This is a genomic window from Arcobacter sp. CECT 8989, from assembly GCF_004116715.1.
Taxonomy (GTDB): domain Bacteria; phylum Campylobacterota; class Campylobacteria; order Campylobacterales; family Arcobacteraceae; genus Halarcobacter.
Genome location: NZ_PDKE01000002.1, coordinates 45,497 through 66,862, shown reverse-complemented (window position 1 = coordinate 66,862; position 21,366 = coordinate 45,497). Strand labels below are relative to the sequence as shown.

Genomic DNA, 21,366 nt, shown 5'->3' with positions numbered 1-21,366 from the left:
ACTACCTTCTTTTATTTAAATGTAACTTCCAGTCTACTCCACAGTGTACAGGAATTAGTTGTTTCTTTATTATTTCACCAGTGTTATAATTATATATATTCCGAAAAGGTTCGTCTATTAATTTACTGATTCTTTGTTCTTGACAAGGATTATCCATTATGATATTTGATGGCAGCCTTTTAGAAAAGTCTTCTTCTATAGAGAAATAATCTTTAATTAAATTTACATTTTCTTTAACTCTATTAATTGAGGAAATATACAAACTTTCAATATTATCAACTCTTGGAGAAAGAATCTTATATTGGCTAAGCAATACTTCTCTATGTGAAGGGTTTTTTAAAGCCTTCTCATAAAAACTATTCGTTAAAAAACTATCATTTACATTTGATTCAATTCTTAATTTAACTTTTTTATATATTTCTTCATCTTTAAATACTCCTATTGAACCAAAAGGTATTTTCATTATTTTTGGTAATGAAATAATAGAAATAAGACCATTATTTGGAAATAACTCTTTTTCAGTTGTATCTAAAAATATCGTATCTACAGCATCTTCAAATAATATATTATTATATTTATTCTTTTCATTTACTACTGTTTTGTATCCATACTGATGGTATATAATACTTGCATTTACAAAATCACCATTTATAATACTAGGAGTGGACTGTAAAGAAATATTTGATAATACGCAATGTGAAGAGTAAGGCTGAGTAAATACTATATTATTTCGTCCCAAATTATTTACATCCAAAAGTAAAGGAATAAAATGTCTTGCTCGTGATAAATAAATTACTTTAAAAGGATAAAAGATATCTGAGAAAAAGTCCTCTATATAAGAAGAGCTATCTGTCAATATTACATTAGAAAAGTTTGGTTCATTCCATAAAAAATATTTTTTCATAGTTAAGTATTTTTTCTAATTAGAATATCTTCTCTAGTAAAAGAGAATGGTAAGTCTTTATCTTGGGATAAAATATATGTTTCAAACCCCATATTTCTATATCTAGACAAAATCATAAGAAGAAAACTATCATCTAAGGCCATTTTATTAAAGTCATCTTTTATTAACCTATCTACAGGAACCGTAGAAGTTTTTTTATGAAGATTTAATCCAAATTCTGTTTTTAAAAATCTTTTCTTTTTTGAAGCATTAGGGATATCACCAATAAGTAGTTCCCCTCCTTTTTCAAGCAAATCTACACAATTATCTAGAAAATTAAAAACATTGCCATCTAAGAAAACACATTGTAAAACACTATAAACAATAATAACATCAAACTTTTTATCTACATTACTGATATTACTGGGAAATTTCCCTGAAACCTTGTTAATAAAAGGTTTATCTGTTATTCTATCTAACATACTCTGACTATCAATTAATAATAAACTACTACTTTTTTTCTCTGCATGAGCTATTAGATTATCTACTAAAGATCCACATCCACATCCAATGTCACAAATAGAGACACCTTCTTTTGATAAATTATTTAATTTATTAAGTAAATCAGGGAAGATAAACTTTTCTGCCTTTTCTTGTTCTTTGTATCTTCCAACAATTTCAGTAGTACTTTTATTACTTTTTGCTAATTCTTCATAAGTTTCAAATTGTCCCATAAGTTATTTCCCCCTCGGATTTCTTGTAAAAAATAAAGAGTTTGTTGATAGTAAATAAGGGCTATAATAATCTGTTATAAGTTTTTCAAGTCCCCCTATAGTTCTTGCTTCATTTTTATTCCAGTTAAACTCTAATAATTCCACATCACTTAATAATAAGCCCTGCTTCTTTAAAATATCAAGTATAATGTTCACCATCTCGATCTCTTGGTCCTTTTTTGGTAACCAGCCATTTGTATCTACTGAGAGTAAGATCTCATCTTCTTTAAGATTTGTTGCAAAATCAGAAATATTTGTTAATCTCCAAATTACTTTAAACTTATCATAGCTTGTTCTTGTTTCCTGAAAAAAATCAACTTTCTCTAAAAGTTTACCTTCTAACTCATTCCCATATATATGAGTTAAATCTACATATGAATATTCTGCTTTTTTATTTGATTTAATCTTTAAATGAACAAAAGTAAAAAGGTTAAGTACATTCTGATTTCTAGAAATAAAAAAGTCAAATTTATCACTTTGTATTTTTTCAATATTAATTCCAGAACCAATTAATACTTGAGGTGTTTTAATTTTAAATTTTTCAGATTCTAAATATACAATTTCTTCTTTAAAATTTACAAATATATTATTTACTTTCTCTTTATAATATACATCAATATTATAATCTTTAATAATTTCATTATACTTTTCAATTAAGCCAGGAATACCTTTCTTGAAATATCTTGTTACATAATCCCCTTTATAAGATTTATATTTTTCTTTAAAATAGGATATAAAGATATTGAATGAATTTTTAAAGCTTTTATTCTTTCTGTAATCCAATAAGGCATAAAGTAATTCACTATTTAAAGGATACTTCTTATTTCTATAGAAAGTAAAAGGTTGATATTCTGAAATAGGCATATCAATTTTCATTTCGTTTATTAGAAAATCATAATCTACTTTATTGTTAGGGATAACAAAACAACCGTACTCAACACCTTTACAAGATGCAAAGTCTGTTGTTTTCCAATTTCCTCCTAAGTTTGAATCACTATCTAGAATTAATATTTTCTTACCTTCTTTAGCATATTCAAAAAGCTTCATAAAGATTTTAGGACTACTTCCTATAGATACAACATCGTAAAACTCATTCATATTCATCTTCTCCAAACTTTTTAAAAAGTTCTATATCTTCTAATAATAAATCTTTATTAATATATTTTATACCTCTATATGAGGTAACCATCTTAGCTCCCATTCCTCGCTTAAAATGACTTATATTTAATTGTTTTTTATCTAAGTAATCATTAAATCCTTGTACTTTACTGTATCCACAAGGTTGAGAAAACTGGATGAATTCAAAATTTCTTCTTTTGTAATATTTAATTGCATTCCAAAGTATTACATGATAGATTGGTATTTTAGACTTTTCATATTCTGGATCATCTGAGCCACTAGCATAAATAACTGTTTTCTGAAAATGAAAAAAATAATTAAAACCAATGAATTCATCATTATACTTAAGACCTATTAGACTTGCACAATCATTTTCTAACATTTCAAATTGTTTATCAAAAGTTTTCTTATTTCTTGTTACCATACCAGCACATTTGTGATGTAGTTCTCTATATTTTTCATGAGTTATATACTCTGGATTACTAGCATCTATTATAACTATATCAAAAGCGTTATCCTTTAGTACCTTGTTAATCAATGATTTATAACTTTTCTGAAGATTCTTCCATAGTTCGGCCTTTGGAACTTTTAAATCTACCAAACAGTCACTAGTAGAGGTATCTATATATCCATATTTTAATAAATTATTAAACTTCTCTTTATATTCTAAAATTAATGGATCTATTGCAAAATTAATCTTTTGAACATTTAGTCTTGAACTTATTATGTCTATTTCTCTAAAAATAATTTTTTCAATTCGATTAGATATTGAAAGTGGTGAAAAAACATATCCATTGGAGATAGAAATTGAACGAATATCATTTATTTCCTCTATAGGTAAAAAGCAAATACCTACACACTTTTGATTTTCTAAGACAACAAAGCTTTTATCATCAATTAAATACTTTGAATATAATAAAAAATAATCTATATTTAATAATAGATATTTATAACTTGACAAGTAAGAATCTAAATAAGACTTCCAATATTTAAAAAAGCGTTGTGAATCTTTTTTTTTATAAAGTATTTCCATTACTAAGCCATTTTCAAATATTATTTTTCACGTTATAAGCTCTTCCATTTCATTTCTTCATTTGACTGACTTGCTTTATAAAGTAACTTTAATCCACTAAGTGCATGATCCAGACCAAAAACATATGTACTACTTATTTTCTTATTTTGTTTATATTGTTCTAAACAATTTGCAATATCATTATAAAGGTTTGCAAAAGCCTCAATAAAACCAGCAGGATGTCCAGGAGTCATTCTATTATACAAAGAGTTTGGTAACATTTCAATATCACTACCTCTATCAATTATAGTTTTTTGTCCTGTATTAAATGAAAACTCTAACTTTTCAGGATTTTCTTGATGCCAAGAAGCACTTCCAATACTTCCATATACTTCCAGATGTAAACCATTTCTATTTCCAAGTGCTGTTTTACTTAGCCACATATTTCCTCTAATTCCACTCTTATATTTTAAAGACATATTCACATCATCAATTACACCATACTTTGAAAAGCTATCATAAGTCGCAAATATATCGGAAGGTTCTTCATCAATTAGAAAATTTGCGAGGTGATGTAGATGAGAGCCTAAATCCAAACTTATCATAGGAATATACATGTCATTAAGTCTCCATTTTTGAGGATACTTAACACTCTTTGGTGGTCTTAGAAAACTTTCTTGAGGCATTTTTAATCTTATATGTAAAATATCTCCTAACTCTTTTCTCTTTATTTTCTCTTTTAATTCTCTTAACATTGGATAACCACTATAATTATTAGTAACTACCAAAAAATTATCTTTAACTATATCCTTGAGGAATAAAGCATCTTCATAAGAAGAAACTACTGGCTTTTCACAAATAATAGGTATTTTTAAATTTATTAACTTCTTAATCACCTCAAAATGTAAAGGTGTGGGAACTAATACTACAACAGCATCTATGTTATTCTTCTCAACTTCTAACATTTTTTCTATATCATCATAGTATTTATTTACATTCCATGTAGTTGCTGTTTTTTTATTAATATCTGGATTTGTACTGAAAACACCAGTTACTACTTTAAACTTTTTATCCATTTGAGAAGCTATAAAATGGGGGTAGCCTGCAATAGAGTCTATACTACCTCCTATAAAAGCTAGTTTATACATAATATCTCCTTATGAATATTTACATTTTTATTAACCAATTCTTAAAAATATATTAATATTTTATAAGAACTTTAATTAGAAACATATAAACTATTTTTGTAAAATAATTTATTTGAGCAACACTATTTTTCCTTAATTTAAAACTATATTATAGTAATAACCCTTTTATTAATCGATCTTTATCCAATCCTAATTTTTCATATTGTTCTAATATTTTAGGACTATTTTGAACAGCTGAAATATAGATTGGGTAATTGTCATTTTTCAATATTGTGGGGTTATAAACCATATAGTCATTAAATAAATTATTTATCTTGACCTTATCATTATCTACAAGGTACATAATATCTATTTCTTTTAAAGCCCTTGAGGTTTCTAAAAGCTGTCTTGTTTGATGCCCTGCACCCCAAATAACTAACTTTTTATAAGTGTCTTTGTTAATTAAAAATGAGCTATAGCCTAAAAGATCCAATTTTTTACAAATTAATTCATAATCTTTTTTTGAAATATCATTTAATCTTTGAAGAAGTAAATCATCAAAGAAAATCAACCTTGCATCAATTTCATTTAATAAACCATAAAGAACTACCATAGATACAGCAGAACTCACATCTATAGCATCTTTCTTGAAATCAAAACTGATCTGAAAATTACAAGAGGAAAGGTTATATTCTTTTACTAATTTTACAAAGTTTTTTATCTCATTTATACTTTTATTCTCATCCATAAAAATATACTTCAAGGTTACATTTTCAGGTTTTTTTAAAGAATATTTTTTTAAATTACTAAAAACTTCTATAAATTTTTTATTATTTCGAACAAGAGAAAAAGTATCTTCTGTTCCTGCGTCAAGACTTGTAGTAATAGTAACTTTATCTTCATTTATATATTGATAAACTTTTTCTTGAAATATTACAGAGTTTGTTATAACCCTTTGTTTTATATGTGGAAAGTTATTTGCTGTTTTTTCAAGTAATAAAGTAAAATCTTTTTCAATTGTAGGCTCTCCTCCACCCCAAACAATTGATTTACATTCATCTAAACAAGAATTATTGATAAGTTCATCTATCAATAAAGGTACATTATAAGAAGGCCTTTTTCCTCCAAAATACTTTTCACTACAATAAATACATCTCATATTACAAAGAGAATGATACTCAAAGGAAATGTGTTCTATCTTTAGATTATCTATATATCCCCATTCTTTAAACTCTAAAAATGGACAATTTCTACATTCTTCAGACTGACCTTTATTAATACTTGTATATAAATCTTTTTTTGCTTTTAAAATATTTTTAATACTAAAATCCTTCTTTAAAAGAACTACATCTCCTTTAATTTTTCCATCATCAAAAAATCTTTTACAACAAGCCCTAATTTCACTAGGACCTAGAAATATTGAATTATGAATATCATAACAACTCCAACTTTTTTTCGTAATACTGGAAAGAAATTCATCCATTTTTTCTACTAAACTATTTGTTTTTCCTTTCATTAAAGATGTAAAATAATTAAATATTATAAAAAATCTAGTATTTAAATCTGGTATTTTTGTATCATTTAAATAAGCTTTTTGATACAGTAATAGTTCTTTATTAAGGACTTTATATAAGTCTTTTTTATACTCATTGCTATTTTTATGAAACCAAATTTCTCTTAATCTACTAGCAACAATACCAACTATACCAATATAAAGTCTTTCTAAAGTTTTGTTATTTATTTTATTATTTTTTTCTAAAAAACTAAATATTTCCTGATATGCACGGAAAAAACCTTTTATATGTTTTCTCGATATTGTATTTACAATAGAATCTTTACGATTATTTTTTATATAAATAGCCTTATCAAGAATAGAATTTTTTTTACTTGTAAAATATACTTTAAAAATAAAATCAACATCTTCGTGATAGCCATCAGAAAAATAGATACTATTCTTTGTTAACAATTCTCTTTTAATTAATGTATATATAACTGAGCCATCCATTCCTAAAGATAAATAATCATATATTATTTGCATTTTATTATTAGATAACATATATAAATCATATCTACCCCCTAACTTATTCGCTGAGGCAGTAGATTCTTTATCATAAGTCCAATTGTATGAAACAATATCACTTGTATCATTTTTATTTATATGAAGAGATAAAATTTCTAAAGCATTATGTGCAAGACTATCATCTGAATCTAAAAAAAGTAGCCACTCTCCTGTAGAATTTTTAATACCTATATTTCTTGCAGCACCAGGGCCACTATTTACTGACGTCTGAAATAATTTTATTTTTTTAAATGTAGATGATAATTTTTTTAGTAACTTAAATGTTTCATCAGTAGAGCAATCATCAATAATTAATATTTCATAAGTATAAAAACTATTTTCTTGTTTAATGATACTTTGAATACATTTTTCAATATATTTTAAATTATTATATACTGGAATAATTATTGAAAATTTTATTTGTTCTCTTTTTTTATTTTGCATCTAAACTCTCTTTAATTATTGGGAATATTAATTCATTTATATTATTCAACACCATATTATCATGTTTTTCAAGTTTTATAAACACTATAGATACTTGTGTATGTAAAAAATCCTCTATAATATACCCTTCCTTAACTAAATCAAATCTATTTATAATTTTATCTTTTAACATTGGATCAAAATATAAATCTTGATAAACTCCATTTTTATTAGGCATCACACAATGTCTTATTACAAAAGAATCTCTTTTAATGTCTTGAAACTCGTCTGTAATATTCCCTATAGTATAAGCATTTACAACTGCTTTTGAATAATCAACATTATCATTAAACTGTATTAAATATGGAAATAAGTCTCCTGGAATTCTCCTTGTTACATCAATAATATAAGGAATATTATCTTTTATCAAGACTTGTAAATGAAACATCCCATTTACTAATTTTAGTTCACTTGCTAACTTTTCTAAATCACTTTTTAATCTATTTTTAACAGCCGCTGAAACATCAGTAGGATATGCTGTTGAAATCAAATATTTATTTAAATAAACTTTATCTTCAGCAAAAAACTCATATTTTACTTTTTGATTTTCGATAAAAATAGAATAAGCGATTAGCTTTCCATCAATAAACTCTTCTAAAAAAATCTCATTTGACAAAGATTTTGCTTCTTCCAAAGCCTTAGTTAAATCTTTAAAAGAGCTTACAACTTCTACTCCCCTTCCACCTGATAAATTTGTTGGCTTTACAACTATCGGAAATTTCAAAATATCTAATTTTGCATTTTTATCATAAAAGAAACCTTTTGGCGTTGAAATATTATGTTTTAAACAAAATTCTTTAAATCTCCATTTATTATGAATTAATTTCGCAACCTCTAAACTATCAAAATTACCAATTTTCAATTCGTTTGATAAGGTAACTGTATTTAAATAAGATTCTTCTCCACAACCAGGAAGTAAAAAGTTTACTTTTTCTTTAATGATTATTCTTCTCACTTCAGATAAATCATTAAAATTTATTTTATAAGCTTTGTCTGAATACCTATGTCCTAAATAATAATCTTTATTTCCAAGTGTAATTACATAAAAGCCTAAATTTTGCGATGCCTTTATTAATGGAATGTCTCTATGGCTACCTCCTAGTATTAATATTTTTTTCATAATTCTACCAATTCTAAAATTTTTTCTATTATTCTTATAGTACCTTTTCCATCTATAATACTCTTATTTTCTAAACTTATATCTTCTAAAATGCTTACTGCCTTTTTTAGTTTTTCTTTCCAATTTATATTTTCTATATCAATATAGTTATTAGCTATTTTATTTGAAATAAACTGTTTTGCACCAATTATTTGGTTCTGACTTACTGCTATAACTATAGAAGAGACTTTTAAGAAGGATAACTCATACAATGTCATACTTGCAGTTGAAATAGAAATAAAAGACTTAGCCATATTTTCAATAAGTTCTTTATCACTTGGTTTATATAAAACTTTAACATTCTTAAATAGCTGAATTTTTTCTATCATACCTTTATTATTTAAGACAATAACTTTTTTTATGTTTATATCCTCCAAAGCATCTAAAATTTCATATGACAAGTTTGCTGTATCTGCACCACCTAACATTACAAATATCTGTTTATCTTTTTTTATTTTACAAGATAAAAACTCTTCTCTAATTAAAACATAATCTAAACCTAATAAGTATACATGTTCATCTTTGTTTTTTTGGTTTGCTAGTTGTTTTTTTGACTCAGGAAGAAAATTTATTATTAGTCCTTTAGGATAATTTATTCTTGAAAAATCATCAATATAAACTGCTAATTTAGACTTTTTTGTAGCCTCTTCATAAATTTTTAATGGTGCCTCATAGCTATCAATAATTATCACATCATAATCTTCAGTTAAAATAAAATTATCCCATACAAAATATTCTAAGTTTTTAAATTTATAATCAAAATTTATATCACTATCTAAAAAAAATCTTACCCTCGTATTATTTTTCTTTAATTTTTGAAAAAGGGTATAACATCTAACTAAATGACCCATTCCTCTCTTAGAACCTGCTTCTGTAAAAAAAGCAATTTTTAATTTATTCATTAGATAGTTTACCAAGCATCTCCCAAGATAGTAAACTTCCTCTTTTTATATCTTTAGAAGCAAGTCTTTTATCCACTTTATCTAAGAATTTTGATTCAATTCCTCCTCCTGGTCTTAAACTTTTAAAGTTTTTATCTCTAACAAAGACCTCTCCTTTTTTAATGTCTTTTATTGCAATTAAACTTCTTTGATCTTTCTTTTTTTGTAAAGGGAAAGACACTTTTCCTATAGCCTGATGAACAAGTTTAGTCCCTTCAACTATTGCTTTTAATTCATCTGGAGTTGCAGAAAAAAAACTATCTGCAGTAGTATCTGTTTTATCTACTATAAAATGTTTTTCTATAATACTAGAGCCCAAAGCAACTGATCCAATCGGAATAGCACTACCTAAGGTATGATCAGATAAACCAACAGGACAATTATATAGTTCTTTTAGATACTCTATACTTTTTAAATTTATATCTTTAGGACTTGCTGGATATTCACTAGTACACTTTAAAATTGCTAAATCTGTTACTTTTTCTTCAATTAAAACCTCAATTGCATCATTTATTTGAGAAATAGTGGCATTACCAGTCGATAATATAATTGGCTTTTTTGTTTGAGCTACCCTTCTAACAAAAGGAAGATCCACTATTTCAGGAGAAGCAATTTTATAAGCTGGCATATTAAGTTTTTCTAAAAATTCAATTGATGAAAAATCAAAAGGAGAAGAAAAAAGAGTAATACCAACTTCTTGTGCTACTTCTTGAAGTTTAGGAGTCCATTCCCAAGGCATTGATGCATTTTCATACAAAGTATACAAACTTTGACCTTCCCATGCGCCTATTGCTTCAAAATGCCCTTCTTTAGAATCTAAAGTTAATGTATCTGCCGTATAAGTTTGTATTTTTAAAGCATCCGCACCACACTCTTTAGCTTTTCTTACAATATTACATGCTTTTTCTAAATTATTACCATGATTTGCTGACATTTCAGCTATTATATAAGGTTCATATTCATCACCAATCATTCTTCCATCTATTTCAAAACTTTTATTAAAAGTGATCATTTTATATCCTTATCATTTTTTAAAGATTTAAGCAAACCTTCGTTTCTTAGAATATTGGAATTTAAAGAAAATATATTTTGATTTTGATCCAAAAACTTTTTAATATTTTTGATATTCAGTTCTTTTTTTGATTTTTCAAACTCTTCAATAATTATCTTAACCAATTCAAAGTCTTTTTCCTCATCTACTGTTATTCTATATTTACTATCATCGCTTGAATTTTCCAATTGAAACATATTGTATTTATCTCTATTATCTGTAATATATAACATTACATGTTCTCTTTGAGAAGCTTTTATTGCATTATTATATGCATCAACTAATAGTTTTGGTTTAAATATTTCAGTATCAAGGCCTTCTGCATAATGGGGACTTAAACAAACATGATCATAATCACTGTTTAAAAAAGTATCTATTACTTTATCAATTAACTTTGATTGTAATAATGGACAATCACCAGTAAGTCTAACTATACCATTTATCTGTTCTATATCTTCTAAGTCTTTAAATGCTTCGTAGTACCTACAAAGTACATCATTTTCACTACCTCTATAAACATCATATCCTAAGTCATGTACGTATTTTACTAACTCGTCATCTTCTTTATTTGTTGTTGTTGCTAAAATAATTTTATCTACAAATTTTGATTTTTTAACATTATCTAATAAATAACTAATTAGTGGTTTACCTAAAATCTTTTTCATTACTTTATTTGGTAATCTTGTTGACCCCATTCTTGCTTGGATGATAGCAACTATCATAAAATATCCTTTATGTTAACCTATAAAAACCTGAATGACAAACTTCATTATCTAGAATTCTTTCTAAATTATATTTATTCTTTGAAATTAAAGATAAAACTTCTTCTACATTTTCTAAATAATGATTAATTATTTTTTTAGTATGCGCAATTGATACGTAAATTAATGTTGTTGTTAAAAAGCCTCTTTTTAGTAACTCTTGAATATAAATTGTTTTTAATAATTGAGGATTATCTTCAAGTATATTAAAAGTAATAACGGACGGTATACCAGCAGCTTTTATTTTTAAGTTATACTTTTTAAAAAGCTTATTCAAATTTTTTTGAAGATATTTTCCTTTTTTAGAAATTTTTTCCACTACATTATACTTTTCATAATAATTTAAAGTTTCCAATGCTGATACATAACCTGTTCTCTCAGTCCAATAACTACTACTTATAAAAGTATCTTGAGCGAATTGCATTATTTTTGCTTTACCAAGAACTGCCCCAATTGGGAAACCATTGCTTAATGCTTTTCCATAAACAACTATATCTGGTGTAATATCATGTAAAAGATGGACTCCACCTATATTTTGCCTAAACCCAGATGATATTTCATCAAAAATTAAAACTGCATTAATCTTTTTAGCAATTTTTTTAATCTCTTTTAAAAAAGGAATATCTATTCTTTCACTTCTTTGAACCTCCATAATAATAACACCTAGCTCACCACTATTTGCTTTTACTATCTTTTTAAATTGTTCTATGTTTCCATATTCAAAAGGAAATACTGTATTTTTTAAAGCATTAGGAACACCTTTTGTACTAAGCCCTGGGAGTAGTTGATTATCTAAATTTGACGCATCATTTAAATTTGCAGATAAATACCAATCATGCCAACCATGATAACCACAAAATGCTATTTTATCTTTTTTTGCATACGCTCTTGCAATTCTAATTGCAATTGCATTAGACTCCCCTCCTGTTCTTCCATATCTAGCCATATCAGCCCAGGGGTGTAATTTAAGCAATTTTTTAGTGAGTAAGACTTCTTCTGGTGCATTTAAAGTTGACATATTACCATTATCAATTGCTTTTTTTACAGCCTTATTTATTTTTGGGTTTGCATAGCCAAGAACAGAAGTACCAATTCCCATAATCCCCATATCATAATAATGTTTATTATCTAAATCCCATACTTCACAACCTTTTGATTTAGAATAATAGGAAGGCCACAGATCTGGTAAAAACATCTCTGGCCTCTTTGATAAAAGTTGATTTCCCCCTGGGATTATTTTTTTTGCTTCTTTATATAATTTCTGTGACTTTCCCATTTTTAATTCCTTACCATTTTGTTGGATTATATATTTTTTCATCTAAATCAATAAATCTATTAATCAACTTATCAATTATATTCTTATCTAACTTTTTAATACTATTAAAAACTTTTATATTTTCTTTTGCTTGCTCTAAAGTTTCACATCCAAAAAGAATAACTGCATCTCTAGCTATTGTATTAACAAAAGATAAACATAATTCATTTCGTGAAATTCCCAATGAGTTTGCAATATTATCAATATATTTAATATCCTCTTTTGCATCTTCTAATTTTTTTGGAATATCCTCAATATTCATTAATAATAAACCTTGTAAGTATATACTTCTTATAAATATTAATTTATTGTTTTCTTTGGCCTTTTTTAGCCAACTTCTAGAATGAGCACGCTGATCCATTATATTAAAAGGAACTTGTATAATATCTATATCTTTATTGTTTAATGCCAGTTCAAATTCTTTGTTTGAATAAATTGATACTCCAAAATATTTAATTATTCCTTGATCTTTTAAGACTGATACCTTACAAGAATAATATTTTTCCCATTTGTCTAAAAAGTCACTATTGTGCATTAATAAACCAAAGAGAGAATTAATATTCAATTTTTTTAATGAATCCTTAATAAAGATTAGAAAATCTTTTTCTTCTAATTGCAAATGTTGTGATTCAAATTTTGATACTATATATTTTTGTATATTTTGTTTATTTTTAAAATAGTTGCCTAAAACTATTTCACTATCTCCGTAACCTTTTGCTGTATCAAAAGAATTAATGCCATTAATCTCTAAAAAGTTAATTATCTCATTTACTTCTTCTTGAGCAGGCTTACCTGTCTTATTAGAAATACCATAGTTAAGTCCAAATTGTACTGTCCCCAATGATAACTTGGATAGAATATTTTTATTATATTTTATATATTCCATTCAAATAACTCATTATTTTTATTAAGTTCTTCAAACTTAACTGCAAGTATCTTATTTTCTATTCTCAAACAAGGAATATTATTTACTATTGGAAAAACACTCATCGACTCAGAACTGTAAAAACAGGTATCACTTCTTTGTAATTTTGTTTTATGTATAGGATCAGCAAAAACTTCTCTATTAATATAATCTTCTTTATTTTTATTTTTTTCAATAATAATAAGTGCTGTTGGATTTACTTCATTAGAACAATATTTAAAAAGTTCATATTTAATCACAGAATAACCTAATTCTTCAGCGGAAGCCTTAAGGTTTCTACAATATCCATGATAATCCATTCTTTTTCTATTTTCTTGATTTGTTAACTCATATGCTGGTTCTAGTAAAATAAGATACTTCTTAGTAACTCTATATAGTTCTTGTAATATCTCTTTTTCCTTTCCTCTATTTGGTTCTATTGAATGAGAGGTATAAACTATATCAATTGAATTTTCTAAAAATGGAATATCTAGTAAGTTACCAGTACACAAATTAAAATTTTTAATACCTTGTTGGTGTAGCAATCTATTTGCATATGCAACTCTTGACAAACTTAAATCAAAACCATAAGATGAAATATTCTCTGAAAAACACCTTATTAATTCTAATAAAGTTGTTCCCTCCCCAATTCCTGCCTCTAGTATAGACTTTGGGTTACAAAGTTCTATTATAGTGTTATAAAGACTATTACAGTACTTTACTTTTTCCTCTCTAGCCTTCTTATCTTTCATGCTTTCAATATATGTACTAGCTTGTAATTCATATGACATTTCTATTATTTCACTAGAGTTATATTTTGAATTACTTTCTTTTCTCATATTCTGAGAAATATTTTCTCCATTTTTATACTTTTCATACCAATATTTTGCAGACTTATTCACTTAATACTTCCTTAATTGTTTTGATAATATAAACTTGTTCCTCATTGCTTAAACTTGGATATAAAGGAAGAGAAAGTGTCTCATCATAGTATTTATCCATCATAGGAATAATTTCATTTCCATAGCCTAGTTGTTTATAATAAGGCTGTTTATTTATTGGTATATAGTGATACTGTAATCCAATGTTTTTTTCTCTCATTTTTAAAAACAGTTCTTCTTTTGATATATTTAAACTTTCAAAATCTACTCGTACTACATATAAATGATAAGAAGAATTCTCATCAAAAGGGTATAAAGGCTTAATTTTTGTATTAAAAAAAGCTTTCTCATAGTTTTTTGCAAGTTCTTTTCTTCTAGTTACAAAACTATCTAATTTTTTTAATTGAGATAGACCTAAAGCACATGCAATATCCGTAATTCTATAATTAAATCCTAACTCTTGCATTTCATATTCCCAAGGCTTCATTGAAGAATTTTTAATCATGCCATGATTTCTCAAAGAAAGAAGCTTTTCAAATATTTCTTTTGAGTTAGTAGTAATAGCTCCACCCTCACCTGTCGTCATATGTTTTACAGGATGAAAAGAAAAAATTGAACAATCACTATTTTCACAAGAACCTGCATTAGTTCCATTGAAGCTTGCACCAATACTATGTGCACAATCTTCAAGAATTTTTATTTTATATTTTTCTTTTAAAGCTTTTAACTTCTCTTGATTTACAGGCTTTCCTGAAAAATGAACTGCATATATTGCCTTAATAGAAGAGTCTTCTTTTATCATCTTTTCACAAGCATCTAAATCAATATTTCCATCTTCACAGATATCTACAAAAATAGGTTTAGCTCCTACATAAATAATAGAATTTGAAGTTGCTAAAAAAGAGTTTGGAGTTGTCAAGACTTTATCATTTTTTTTCAAAAGGCATAAAGAAGCTAAATGAAGTGCAGCTGTTCCATTTGATACAGCAACACAATACTCTACTCCTATTTTTTTACAGAATTCATCTTCAAACTCTTTAACTTTAGGACCTGTTGTTAAAAAATCTGATTTTAATGTATTTATAACAGAATCTATATCCTCTTGACTAATTGTTTGTTTTCCATAAGGAATAAAGTTCATCTTTATATATACTCACATTTATTTAAAAACAATTCTTCAGTAAGCCATTCGATATTAGAACCAGAATTATATTCAAAACCTTGTTTAACTGCAACACCTTTTTCCTTTAAATTATTAATAAAAAAATTTCTTTTTCCTGCAAAAACAATAGTAGGCTGAATAACATAGTGATCTTCAAACTCAATAGTTAAATGACTGTCATCTGCTGGACACATTATTTCATGAAGTTTTTCTCCTGGCCTTATACCAATAATTTTATGAGATAATTTTGGCGCTAAAGCCTTTGCCATATCTGTAATTTTCATAGATGGTATTTTAGGAACAAAAATTTCACCACCTTGCATTCTTTCAAAGTTTTTCAATACAAAATTAACACCATCTTCTAACGTAATAAAAAATCTTGTCATTTTTCTATCTGTAATTGGCAGTTCTTTTGCCCCTTCTTTTATTAGCTTTTTAAAATATGGAATTACTGAACCTCTACTTCCTACTACATTTCCATACCTTACAACAGAGAATTGTATATCTTGACTTCCTACAAGATTATTTGCTGCTACAAATAGTTTATCACTTGCTAATTTTGTTGCTCCATAAAGATTTACAGGATTTGCAGCTTTGTCTGTAGATAAAGCAATTACTTTTTTAACTTTATTTTCTATTGCAGCATCAATAACATTTTGAGCTCCATTAATATTTGTTTTTATACACTCCATCGGATTGTATTCAGCTATTGGTACATGCTTTAATGCAGCAGCATGGATTACATAATCCACATCTTTCATAGCCTTTTTAAGTCTTTGGAAATCTCTTACATCACCAATAAAATATCTCATACATTTATCTGTATATTCTTGTGCCATTTCATACTGTTTTAATTCATCTCTTGAAAATATTATAATTCTTGAAGGCTTATACTTTTTTAATATAATTTCAGTATATTTTTTACCGAAACTTCCTGTACCACCAGTTATTAGAATGCTTTTATTATTGAACATAAGTTATGCCCTTTACTTAATTTTATTAATTTATAATATTATCTAATTAAGTTTTAAAACTAAATATCAATAAAATTTAATTACAAAATGCAATAAAATTTAGTACTTTAAAAAAATTGTGCTAAAATTCCAACATAATTAAAAAACACACCAATAATTTAGGAAATAAAATGGATGAAAATCAAAAAAAATCACTTGATTTAGCAATTAAACAAATTGACAAAACATTTGGTAAAGGTACACTAATCAGACTTGGGGACAAAGAAGTAGTTCCAGTTGAAGCTATCTCTACAGGTTCTTTAGGACTAGATTTAGCTTTAGGTGTAGGAGGACTTCCAAAGGGTAGAGTTATTGAAATTTATGGACCTGAGTCTTCAGGTAAAACAACTCTTACTCTTCACGCAATTGCAGAGTGCCAAAAAGCAGGTGGAGTTTGTGCCTTTATTGATGCAGAACACGCTTTAGATACTGTTTATGCAAGAAATCTTGGGGTTGATATTGATAACTTACTTGTTTCTCAACCTGATTATGGTGAGCAAGCACTTGAAATTTTAGAGACAGTTATTAGATCTGGTGCTGTTGATTTAGTAGTAGTTGACTCAGTTGCTGCACTTACTCCAAAAGTAGAAATTGATGGAGATATGGATGACCAACAAGTTGGTGTTCAAGCTAGACTTATGTCAAAAGCTCTTAGAAAAATCACTGGTTTATTAAATAAAATGCACTGTACGGTAATCTTTATTAACCAAATTAGAATGAAAATTGGTATGACAGGTTATGGAAGCCCAGAAACAACTACTGGTGGAAACGCACTTAAATTCTACTCTTCAGTAAGACTAGATATTAGAAGAATTGCAACACTTAAACAAGCAGAAAACTCTATTGGAAACAGAGTAAAAGTAAAAGTTGTTAAAAATAAAGTTGCACCTCCATTTAAACAAGCAGAGTTTGATATTATGTTTGGAGAAGGTATCTCTAAAACAGGTGAACTAATTGACTATGGTGTAAAACTTGATATTGTTGATAAAGCAGGAGCTTGGTTCTCTTATGACAATACAAAAATTGGCCAAGGTAAAGAGAACTCAAAAGTATTCTTAAAAGATAACCCAGAAATTGCAAATGAAATTGAAGGTAAGATTCTTACTGCAATGGGTGTAAACGATGAAATCATTCAAGGTGAACCAGAGCCAGAAGAAGATTAATCAAATATGTACTTCAAAACTTTTTGAAGTACATTCCCTACTCTACACAACCCCTCACAAAATACATTTTTTTATCATTTTTATTTATCAAAGCAACTCAAAATAAATTTTTTTGTATAATATTTAGATTTAATGAATTTAGGAGACCTAAATGGTATTTATTGATAATGTTTATGCAGATGAAGTTTTAGACTCAAGAGGTAATCCAACTGTAAGAGCAACAGTTGTATTAAGTGATGGTACTAAGCAAAGTGCTATCGTTCCAAGTGGAGCAAGTACAGGTAAAAGAGAAGCCTTAGAATTAAGAGATGGTGATGATAGATTTTTAGGAAAAGGCGTTCTTAAAGCTGTAGATAATGTTAACACTGTTATTGCTGATGAGTTAATGGGATTAAGTCCATATAACCAAGCAGAAGTTGATGCTACTATGAAAGATATTGATGGTACACACAACTATGAAAAACTAGGTGCAAATGCAGTACTTGGTGTATCTATGGCAGTTGCAAGAGCAGCAGCAGCTTCTTTAGATATTCCTTTATACAGATACTTAGGTGGAGCAAATGCAATGACTATGCCTGTTCCAATGTTCAATATCATCAATGGTGGAGAGCATGCAAATAACTCTGTTGATTTCCAAGAGTATATGGTTATGCCAGTTGGATTTGATGACTTTAACGAAGGGTTAAGAGCAGTTGCTGAAATCTACCAACACTTAAAAAAAGTTATTGATGGTATGGGTGAATCAACAGCAGTTGGTGATGAAGGTGGTTTTGCACCAAACTTAAAATCAAACGAAGAACCTATTACAGTTATAATGGAAGCTATTGAAAAAGCTGGATATAAAGCTGGTGAGCAAATTGCTATCGCACTAGATGTTGCAGCTTCTGAGCTTATCAATGATGATGGTAAATATGTTTTAAAAGGTGAAAATAGAGAATTAACTTCAGAAGAGTTAGTAAACTACTATGCAGACCTTTGTAACAAATATCCAATCGTATCTATCGAAGATGGTTTATCTGAAGATGATTGGGATGGATGGAAAATCTTAACTGAAAAAATTGGAGACAAAGTTCAATTAGTAGGTGATGATTTATTCGTTACAAATGCAAATATCTTAGCAGAAGGAATCCAAAAAGGAATTGGTAACGCAATTTTAATTAAGCCAAACCAAATTGGTTCTGTATCTGAAACTATGTTAACTATTAGATTAGCACAAAGAAATAACTACAACTGCGTTATGTCTCACAGATCTGGTGAATCAGAAGATGCATTTATCGCTGATTTTGCAGTTGCATTAAATTGTGGTCAAATCAAAACTGGTTCTACAGCTAGATCTGATAGAATCGCTAAATATAATAGATTATTAGAGATTGGTGCAGAAATTGGTTATGCTGAATACTTAGGAAAGCAACCTTTTTCGAAAAAGTAATTCATGAGAGAAAACCTTCATGAGCTAAAAAAGTTTTCGTTAATAGCAATAGGTTCTATTGCTATTACGATGCTTCTTAGTTATCATGTTGCTAATATTCTTTTTGGAGATAACTCTTTAGAAGTATATACTTCTTTAAAAGATAAAAAAGAGTATCTTCAAAGCGAAATTAAAAGATTACAGCTTGAGAATGCTCACTTACAAAAAGAGTATTTTGAACTAAAAAATTTGGAGCCGGAAGAATGAAAACTTTATTTACACTGTTACTACTTTTACCCCTAACGATAATAGCTAGGGAAAATCCTTTTCAACCAACTACTGCTTATGAAGAAGAACAAGCAAGAATGATTGAATTAAATGAGATGGATGAGAACTATGCTGTTGAATTTCAAGCAGAACAACACTATATAAATGAAGTATATGAGAAGATGAATAACCCTGCTGAAGAAAAGAAAGCAGAGAAAAAAGAGCCAAAAAAACCAGCTTTAACAAAAGAAGAAGTTAAAAAGCTAATCGAAAAAGCTAAAAAAGAGACAGAACAAAAAACAAAAGAGATTGTAAAAAAAGCTGTTGATGAAAAGCCAAAAGAGATTGAACAAGTTGTATATGTAAAACCAAGACTTGATGTTACTTATGAAAAAGAGATTCTTCCTTTTGTTAAAGTTGAATATGACAATGATAAAATTGATATTCACTCAGACTATAAAGTTTCTAAAAAACTAACACTTCCAGGGAAAAAGAAAATTATCTTAGACTATACTGCTAAGAAAAACTTCTATACAGTAAGAGAAAAATTAGAATCAACTAACTTCTTAAAAGTAGCAGTAGGAAACCATAAAAAAGATGGTTACTTTAGAATTGTTGTTGAACTAGCACAATTACCAGAAAACTACGAAGTATCATATAACGATAATAGAGTTACTATCGTTAGATTATACGAAAACTAAAACTTTTATTTAGCCACTTTCTCAGGTGGCTTTATAAAATTAGATAAAATCCTAATAGCAACCATCACAATCAATACTTCCATAATAGCAGCTAAAATAAACGCATAATAATAAAACTGTGTAATCGAATGATTATTATAAGCAATTGTAGCAACCGCAATTAAAAGCGTGATAGGCATTGAGTGAGAAAGACCTACCATATAGAATCTATTCCACCCCATTTCATTAACAAATAACATTGAAGCAATAAATCTAATAGCAATCATTGATAGTGTAATATAGAATGCTTTTTCTACTAAACCATCTTCAAATAAAGACTCTAACTCAAAAGATGACCCTACATAAATAAAGAAAATAGGAACTAGCCAACCAAAACCAAAGTGCTCTAATTTATGAGGAAGTTGTTTATTGTGTTCTTCAAAAAATGTAGTAATAAAAGTTCCCGCAATAAATGCCCCAAAGGCAACTTTTAAATTCAATAACATCATAACAGCAATCATAAGAAAGAATATCCCCATAGATAGTCTAATATCTTGTTCTTGATGGTCATTCTCTGGCATAAGTACCGCTTTGATTTCTGGATACCACCAAATTAAATTATGGAAGAACTTATAAATAACAACCATAAAAATAAGGAAAAGAACAAATAGTGTCATTGTTCTATAAAAGTCAAAGTTTATTCCAAACTCTAAAGCCGCCGTTACAGTTGTAAGCGCAAAGATAGAAATAATCTCTCCAATTAGACCAACAGTAATAGCTAACCTAATCCACTCAACATCCCCATACTCTTTTTTAAGTGCAGCTAATAGTCCAATAGAGATTAAAGGAAGTATTACAATAAAGATATAGCCTATTTCAAGGTAGATCGTCCCAATTGCAGCAAGGGAGAATAAAATGACATTATAAAAAATTGATTTTCTTAAGAGATTTCCAGAGATGTTTATAATCTTCTTTAAATCAACTTCAAGTCCGGCTAGGAACATTAAATAAAGAAAACCAAGTTGTGCAACAAGCTCTAAAATAGAGTGCTCAACAATAAATGCAAAATATGCAGCTAAAGCTCCAAGTATTATCTCAACTGTAATAGTTGGAAGCTTTACAACCTTTGAAATTAAAGGTGAAGTAAAGATTATCAAAGAGATTGATATTATGATTAAAATTTCTTCACCCATTAATTTACCTAA

General features: G+C 27.5%; 20 protein-coding genes. 4 read left to right on the top strand and 16 right to left on the bottom strand.

Annotation, left to right across the window (positions count from 1 at the left end; all coding sequences use genetic code 11):
• Window position 1: 1 nt before the first annotated feature.
• The 15 genes from CRV02_RS02515 to pseB all read right to left on the bottom strand — a co-directional run bounded on the left by CRV02_RS02515 (window position 2) and on the right by pseB (window position 16,604).
• Window positions 2-904, bottom strand: coding sequence for a hypothetical protein (locus CRV02_RS02515; RefSeq protein WP_129089030.1), 903 nt, complete (start codon window positions 902-904; stop codon window positions 2-4).
• A gap of 2 nt (window positions 905-906) precedes the next feature.
• Window positions 907-1,617: a methyltransferase gene (locus tag CRV02_RS02510; RefSeq protein WP_129089029.1), complete on the bottom strand. Its 711-nt coding sequence runs from the start codon at window positions 1,615-1,617 to the stop codon at window positions 907-909.
• A gap of 3 nt (window positions 1,618-1,620) precedes the next feature.
• The gene (locus CRV02_RS02505; protein WP_129089028.1) at window positions 1,621-2,754 is read right to left on the bottom strand and encodes a hypothetical protein; all 1,134 of its coding nucleotides are present in this window, start codon (window positions 2,752-2,754) and stop codon (window positions 1,621-1,623) included.
• Window positions 2,747-3,808, bottom strand: coding sequence for a hypothetical protein (locus CRV02_RS02500; protein ID WP_129089027.1), 1,062 nt, complete (start codon window positions 3,806-3,808; stop codon window positions 2,747-2,749). The genes CRV02_RS02505 and CRV02_RS02500 overlap by 8 nt, the downstream gene beginning before the upstream one ends.
• Before the next feature lie 32 nt (window positions 3,809-3,840).
• Window positions 3,841-4,935 (bottom strand): Gfo/Idh/MocA family protein, encoded by a 1,095-nt coding sequence (locus CRV02_RS02495; RefSeq protein ID WP_129089026.1) that lies wholly within the window; start codon window positions 4,933-4,935, stop codon window positions 3,841-3,843.
• 148 nt (window positions 4,936-5,083) lie between these two features.
• The gene (locus CRV02_RS02490; protein WP_129089025.1) at window positions 5,084-7,417 is read right to left on the bottom strand and encodes a glycosyltransferase; all 2,334 of its coding nucleotides are present in this window, start codon (window positions 7,415-7,417) and stop codon (window positions 5,084-5,086) included.
• Window positions 7,407-8,576 (bottom strand): acetyl-CoA carboxylase biotin carboxylase subunit family protein, encoded by a 1,170-nt coding sequence (locus tag CRV02_RS02485; RefSeq protein ID WP_129089024.1) that lies wholly within the window; start codon window positions 8,574-8,576, stop codon window positions 7,407-7,409. Before CRV02_RS02485 ends, CRV02_RS02490 begins: the two co-directional genes overlap by 11 nt.
• Complete coding sequence (locus CRV02_RS02480; protein ID WP_129089023.1) at window positions 8,573-9,517, bottom strand: hypothetical protein; 945 nt, start codon at window positions 9,515-9,517, stop codon at window positions 8,573-8,575. The genes CRV02_RS02485 and CRV02_RS02480 overlap by 4 nt, the downstream gene beginning before the upstream one ends.
• On the bottom strand, window positions 9,510-10,568 hold the full coding sequence (gene pseI / locus CRV02_RS02475) for a pseudaminic acid synthase (protein ID WP_258239211.1): 1,059 nt from the start codon (window positions 10,566-10,568) through the stop codon (window positions 9,510-9,512). The genes CRV02_RS02480 and pseI overlap by 8 nt, the downstream gene beginning before the upstream one ends.
• Complete coding sequence (locus CRV02_RS02470) at window positions 10,565-11,329, bottom strand: cytidylyltransferase domain-containing protein (protein ID WP_129089022.1); 765 nt, start codon at window positions 11,327-11,329, stop codon at window positions 10,565-10,567. The genes pseI and CRV02_RS02470 overlap by 4 nt, the downstream gene beginning before the upstream one ends.
• A gap of 10 nt (window positions 11,330-11,339) precedes the next feature.
• Window positions 11,340-12,644, bottom strand: coding sequence for an aminotransferase class III-fold pyridoxal phosphate-dependent enzyme (locus CRV02_RS02465; RefSeq protein WP_129089021.1), 1,305 nt, complete (start codon window positions 12,642-12,644; stop codon window positions 11,340-11,342).
• Window positions 12,645-12,654: 10 nt separating this feature from the next.
• Window positions 12,655-13,569: an aldo/keto reductase gene (locus tag CRV02_RS02460; protein WP_129089020.1), complete on the bottom strand. Its 915-nt coding sequence runs from the start codon at window positions 13,567-13,569 to the stop codon at window positions 12,655-12,657.
• Entirely contained in the window at window positions 13,557-14,489 is a 933-nt protein-coding gene (locus CRV02_RS02455) for a class I SAM-dependent methyltransferase (protein ID WP_258239210.1), read from the bottom strand. The genes CRV02_RS02460 and CRV02_RS02455 overlap by 13 nt, the downstream gene beginning before the upstream one ends.
• Complete coding sequence (pseC, locus tag CRV02_RS02450; RefSeq protein WP_129089019.1) at window positions 14,482-15,609, bottom strand: UDP-4-amino-4,6-dideoxy-N-acetyl-beta-L-altrosamine transaminase; 1,128 nt, start codon at window positions 15,607-15,609, stop codon at window positions 14,482-14,484. The genes CRV02_RS02455 and pseC overlap by 8 nt, the downstream gene beginning before the upstream one ends.
• Window positions 15,610-15,611: 2 nt before the next feature.
• The gene (gene pseB / locus CRV02_RS02445) at window positions 15,612-16,604 is read right to left on the bottom strand and encodes a UDP-N-acetylglucosamine 4,6-dehydratase (inverting) (protein WP_129089018.1); all 993 of its coding nucleotides are present in this window, start codon (window positions 16,602-16,604) and stop codon (window positions 15,612-15,614) included.
• Window positions 16,605-16,774: 170 nt separating this feature from the next.
• Between pseB and recA the strand changes: the two genes are divergently transcribed.
• The 4 genes from recA to CRV02_RS02425 all read left to right on the top strand — a co-directional run bounded on the left by recA (window position 16,775) and on the right by CRV02_RS02425 (window position 20,182).
• Window positions 16,775-17,806 carry a recombinase RecA gene (gene recA, locus CRV02_RS02440; RefSeq protein WP_129089017.1) on the top strand — a complete coding sequence of 344 codons (1,032 nt, stop codon included), beginning with the start codon at window positions 16,775-16,777 and terminating at the stop codon, window positions 17,804-17,806.
• Window positions 17,807-17,957: 151 nt separating this feature from the next.
• A complete protein-coding gene (eno, locus tag CRV02_RS02435) occupies window positions 17,958-19,235 on the top strand; it encodes a phosphopyruvate hydratase (protein ID WP_129089016.1) in 1,278 nt (425 codons plus the stop codon).
• Between the two features lie 3 nt (window positions 19,236-19,238).
• Entirely contained in the window at window positions 19,239-19,481 is a 243-nt protein-coding gene (locus tag CRV02_RS02430; protein ID WP_129084273.1) for a septum formation initiator, read from the top strand.
• Window positions 19,478-20,182 carry an AMIN domain-containing protein gene (locus tag CRV02_RS02425; RefSeq protein WP_129089015.1) on the top strand — a complete coding sequence of 235 codons (705 nt, stop codon included), beginning with the start codon at window positions 19,478-19,480 and terminating at the stop codon, window positions 20,180-20,182. The genes CRV02_RS02430 and CRV02_RS02425 overlap by 4 nt, the downstream gene beginning before the upstream one ends.
• A gap of 5 nt (window positions 20,183-20,187) precedes the next feature.
• Here the strand turns inward: CRV02_RS02425 and CRV02_RS02420 are convergent, their stop codons facing one another.
• Window positions 20,188-21,354 carry a cation:proton antiporter gene (locus CRV02_RS02420; RefSeq protein WP_129089014.1) on the bottom strand — a complete coding sequence of 389 codons (1,167 nt, stop codon included), beginning with the start codon at window positions 21,352-21,354 and terminating at the stop codon, window positions 20,188-20,190.
• Window positions 21,355-21,366: the final 12 nt, after the last annotated feature.

Bases quoted from the DNA above. Each gene is read 5' to 3' on its own strand.
- CRV02_RS02515 (WP_129089030.1), bottom strand. From the start codon at position 904: ATGAAAAAATATTTTTTATGGAATGAACCAAACTTTTCTAATGTAATA.
- CRV02_RS02510 (WP_129089029.1), bottom strand. From the start codon at position 1,617: ATGGGACAATTTGAAACTTATGAAGAATTAGCAAAAAGTAATAAAAGT.
- CRV02_RS02505 (WP_129089028.1), bottom strand. From the start codon at position 2,754: ATGAATGAGTTTTACGATGTTGTATCTATAGGAAGTAGTCCTAAAATC.
- CRV02_RS02500 (WP_129089027.1), bottom strand. From the start codon at position 3,808: ATGGAAATACTTTATAAAAAAAAAGATTCACAACGCTTTTTTAAATAT.
- CRV02_RS02495 (WP_129089026.1), bottom strand. From the start codon at position 4,935: ATGTATAAACTAGCTTTTATAGGAGGTAGTATAGACTCTATTGCAGGC.
- CRV02_RS02490 (WP_129089025.1), bottom strand. From the start codon at position 7,417: ATGCAAAATAAAAAAAGAGAACAAATAAAATTTTCAATAATTATTCCA.
- CRV02_RS02485 (WP_129089024.1), bottom strand. From the start codon at position 8,576: ATGAAAAAAATATTAATACTAGGAGGTAGCCATAGAGACATTCCATTA.
- CRV02_RS02480 (WP_129089023.1), bottom strand. From the start codon at position 9,517: ATGAATAAATTAAAAATTGCTTTTTTTACAGAAGCAGGTTCTAAGAGA.
- pseI (WP_258239211.1), bottom strand. From the start codon at position 10,568: ATGATCACTTTTAATAAAAGTTTTGAAATAGATGGAAGAATGATTGGT.
- CRV02_RS02470 (WP_129089022.1), bottom strand. From the start codon at position 11,329: ATGATAGTTGCTATCATCCAAGCAAGAATGGGGTCAACAAGATTACCA.
- CRV02_RS02465 (WP_129089021.1), bottom strand. From the start codon at position 12,644: ATGGGAAAGTCACAGAAATTATATAAAGAAGCAAAAAAAATAATCCCA.
- CRV02_RS02460 (WP_129089020.1), bottom strand. From the start codon at position 13,569: ATGGAATATATAAAATATAATAAAAATATTCTATCCAAGTTATCATTG.
- pseC (WP_129089019.1), bottom strand. From the start codon at position 15,609: ATGAACTTTATTCCTTATGGAAAACAAACAATTAGTCAAGAGGATATA.
- pseB (WP_129089018.1), bottom strand. From the start codon at position 16,604: ATGTTCAATAATAAAAGCATTCTAATAACTGGTGGTACAGGAAGTTTC.
- recA (WP_129089017.1), top strand. From the start codon at position 16,775: ATGGATGAAAATCAAAAAAAATCACTTGATTTAGCAATTAAACAAATT.
- eno (WP_129089016.1), top strand. From the start codon at position 17,958: ATGGTATTTATTGATAATGTTTATGCAGATGAAGTTTTAGACTCAAGA.
- CRV02_RS02430 (WP_129084273.1), top strand. From the start codon at position 19,239: ATGAGAGAAAACCTTCATGAGCTAAAAAAGTTTTCGTTAATAGCAATA.
- CRV02_RS02425 (WP_129089015.1), top strand. From the start codon at position 19,478: ATGAAAACTTTATTTACACTGTTACTACTTTTACCCCTAACGATAATA.
- CRV02_RS02420 (WP_129089014.1), bottom strand. From the start codon at position 21,354: ATGGGTGAAGAAATTTTAATCATAATATCAATCTCTTTGATAATCTTT.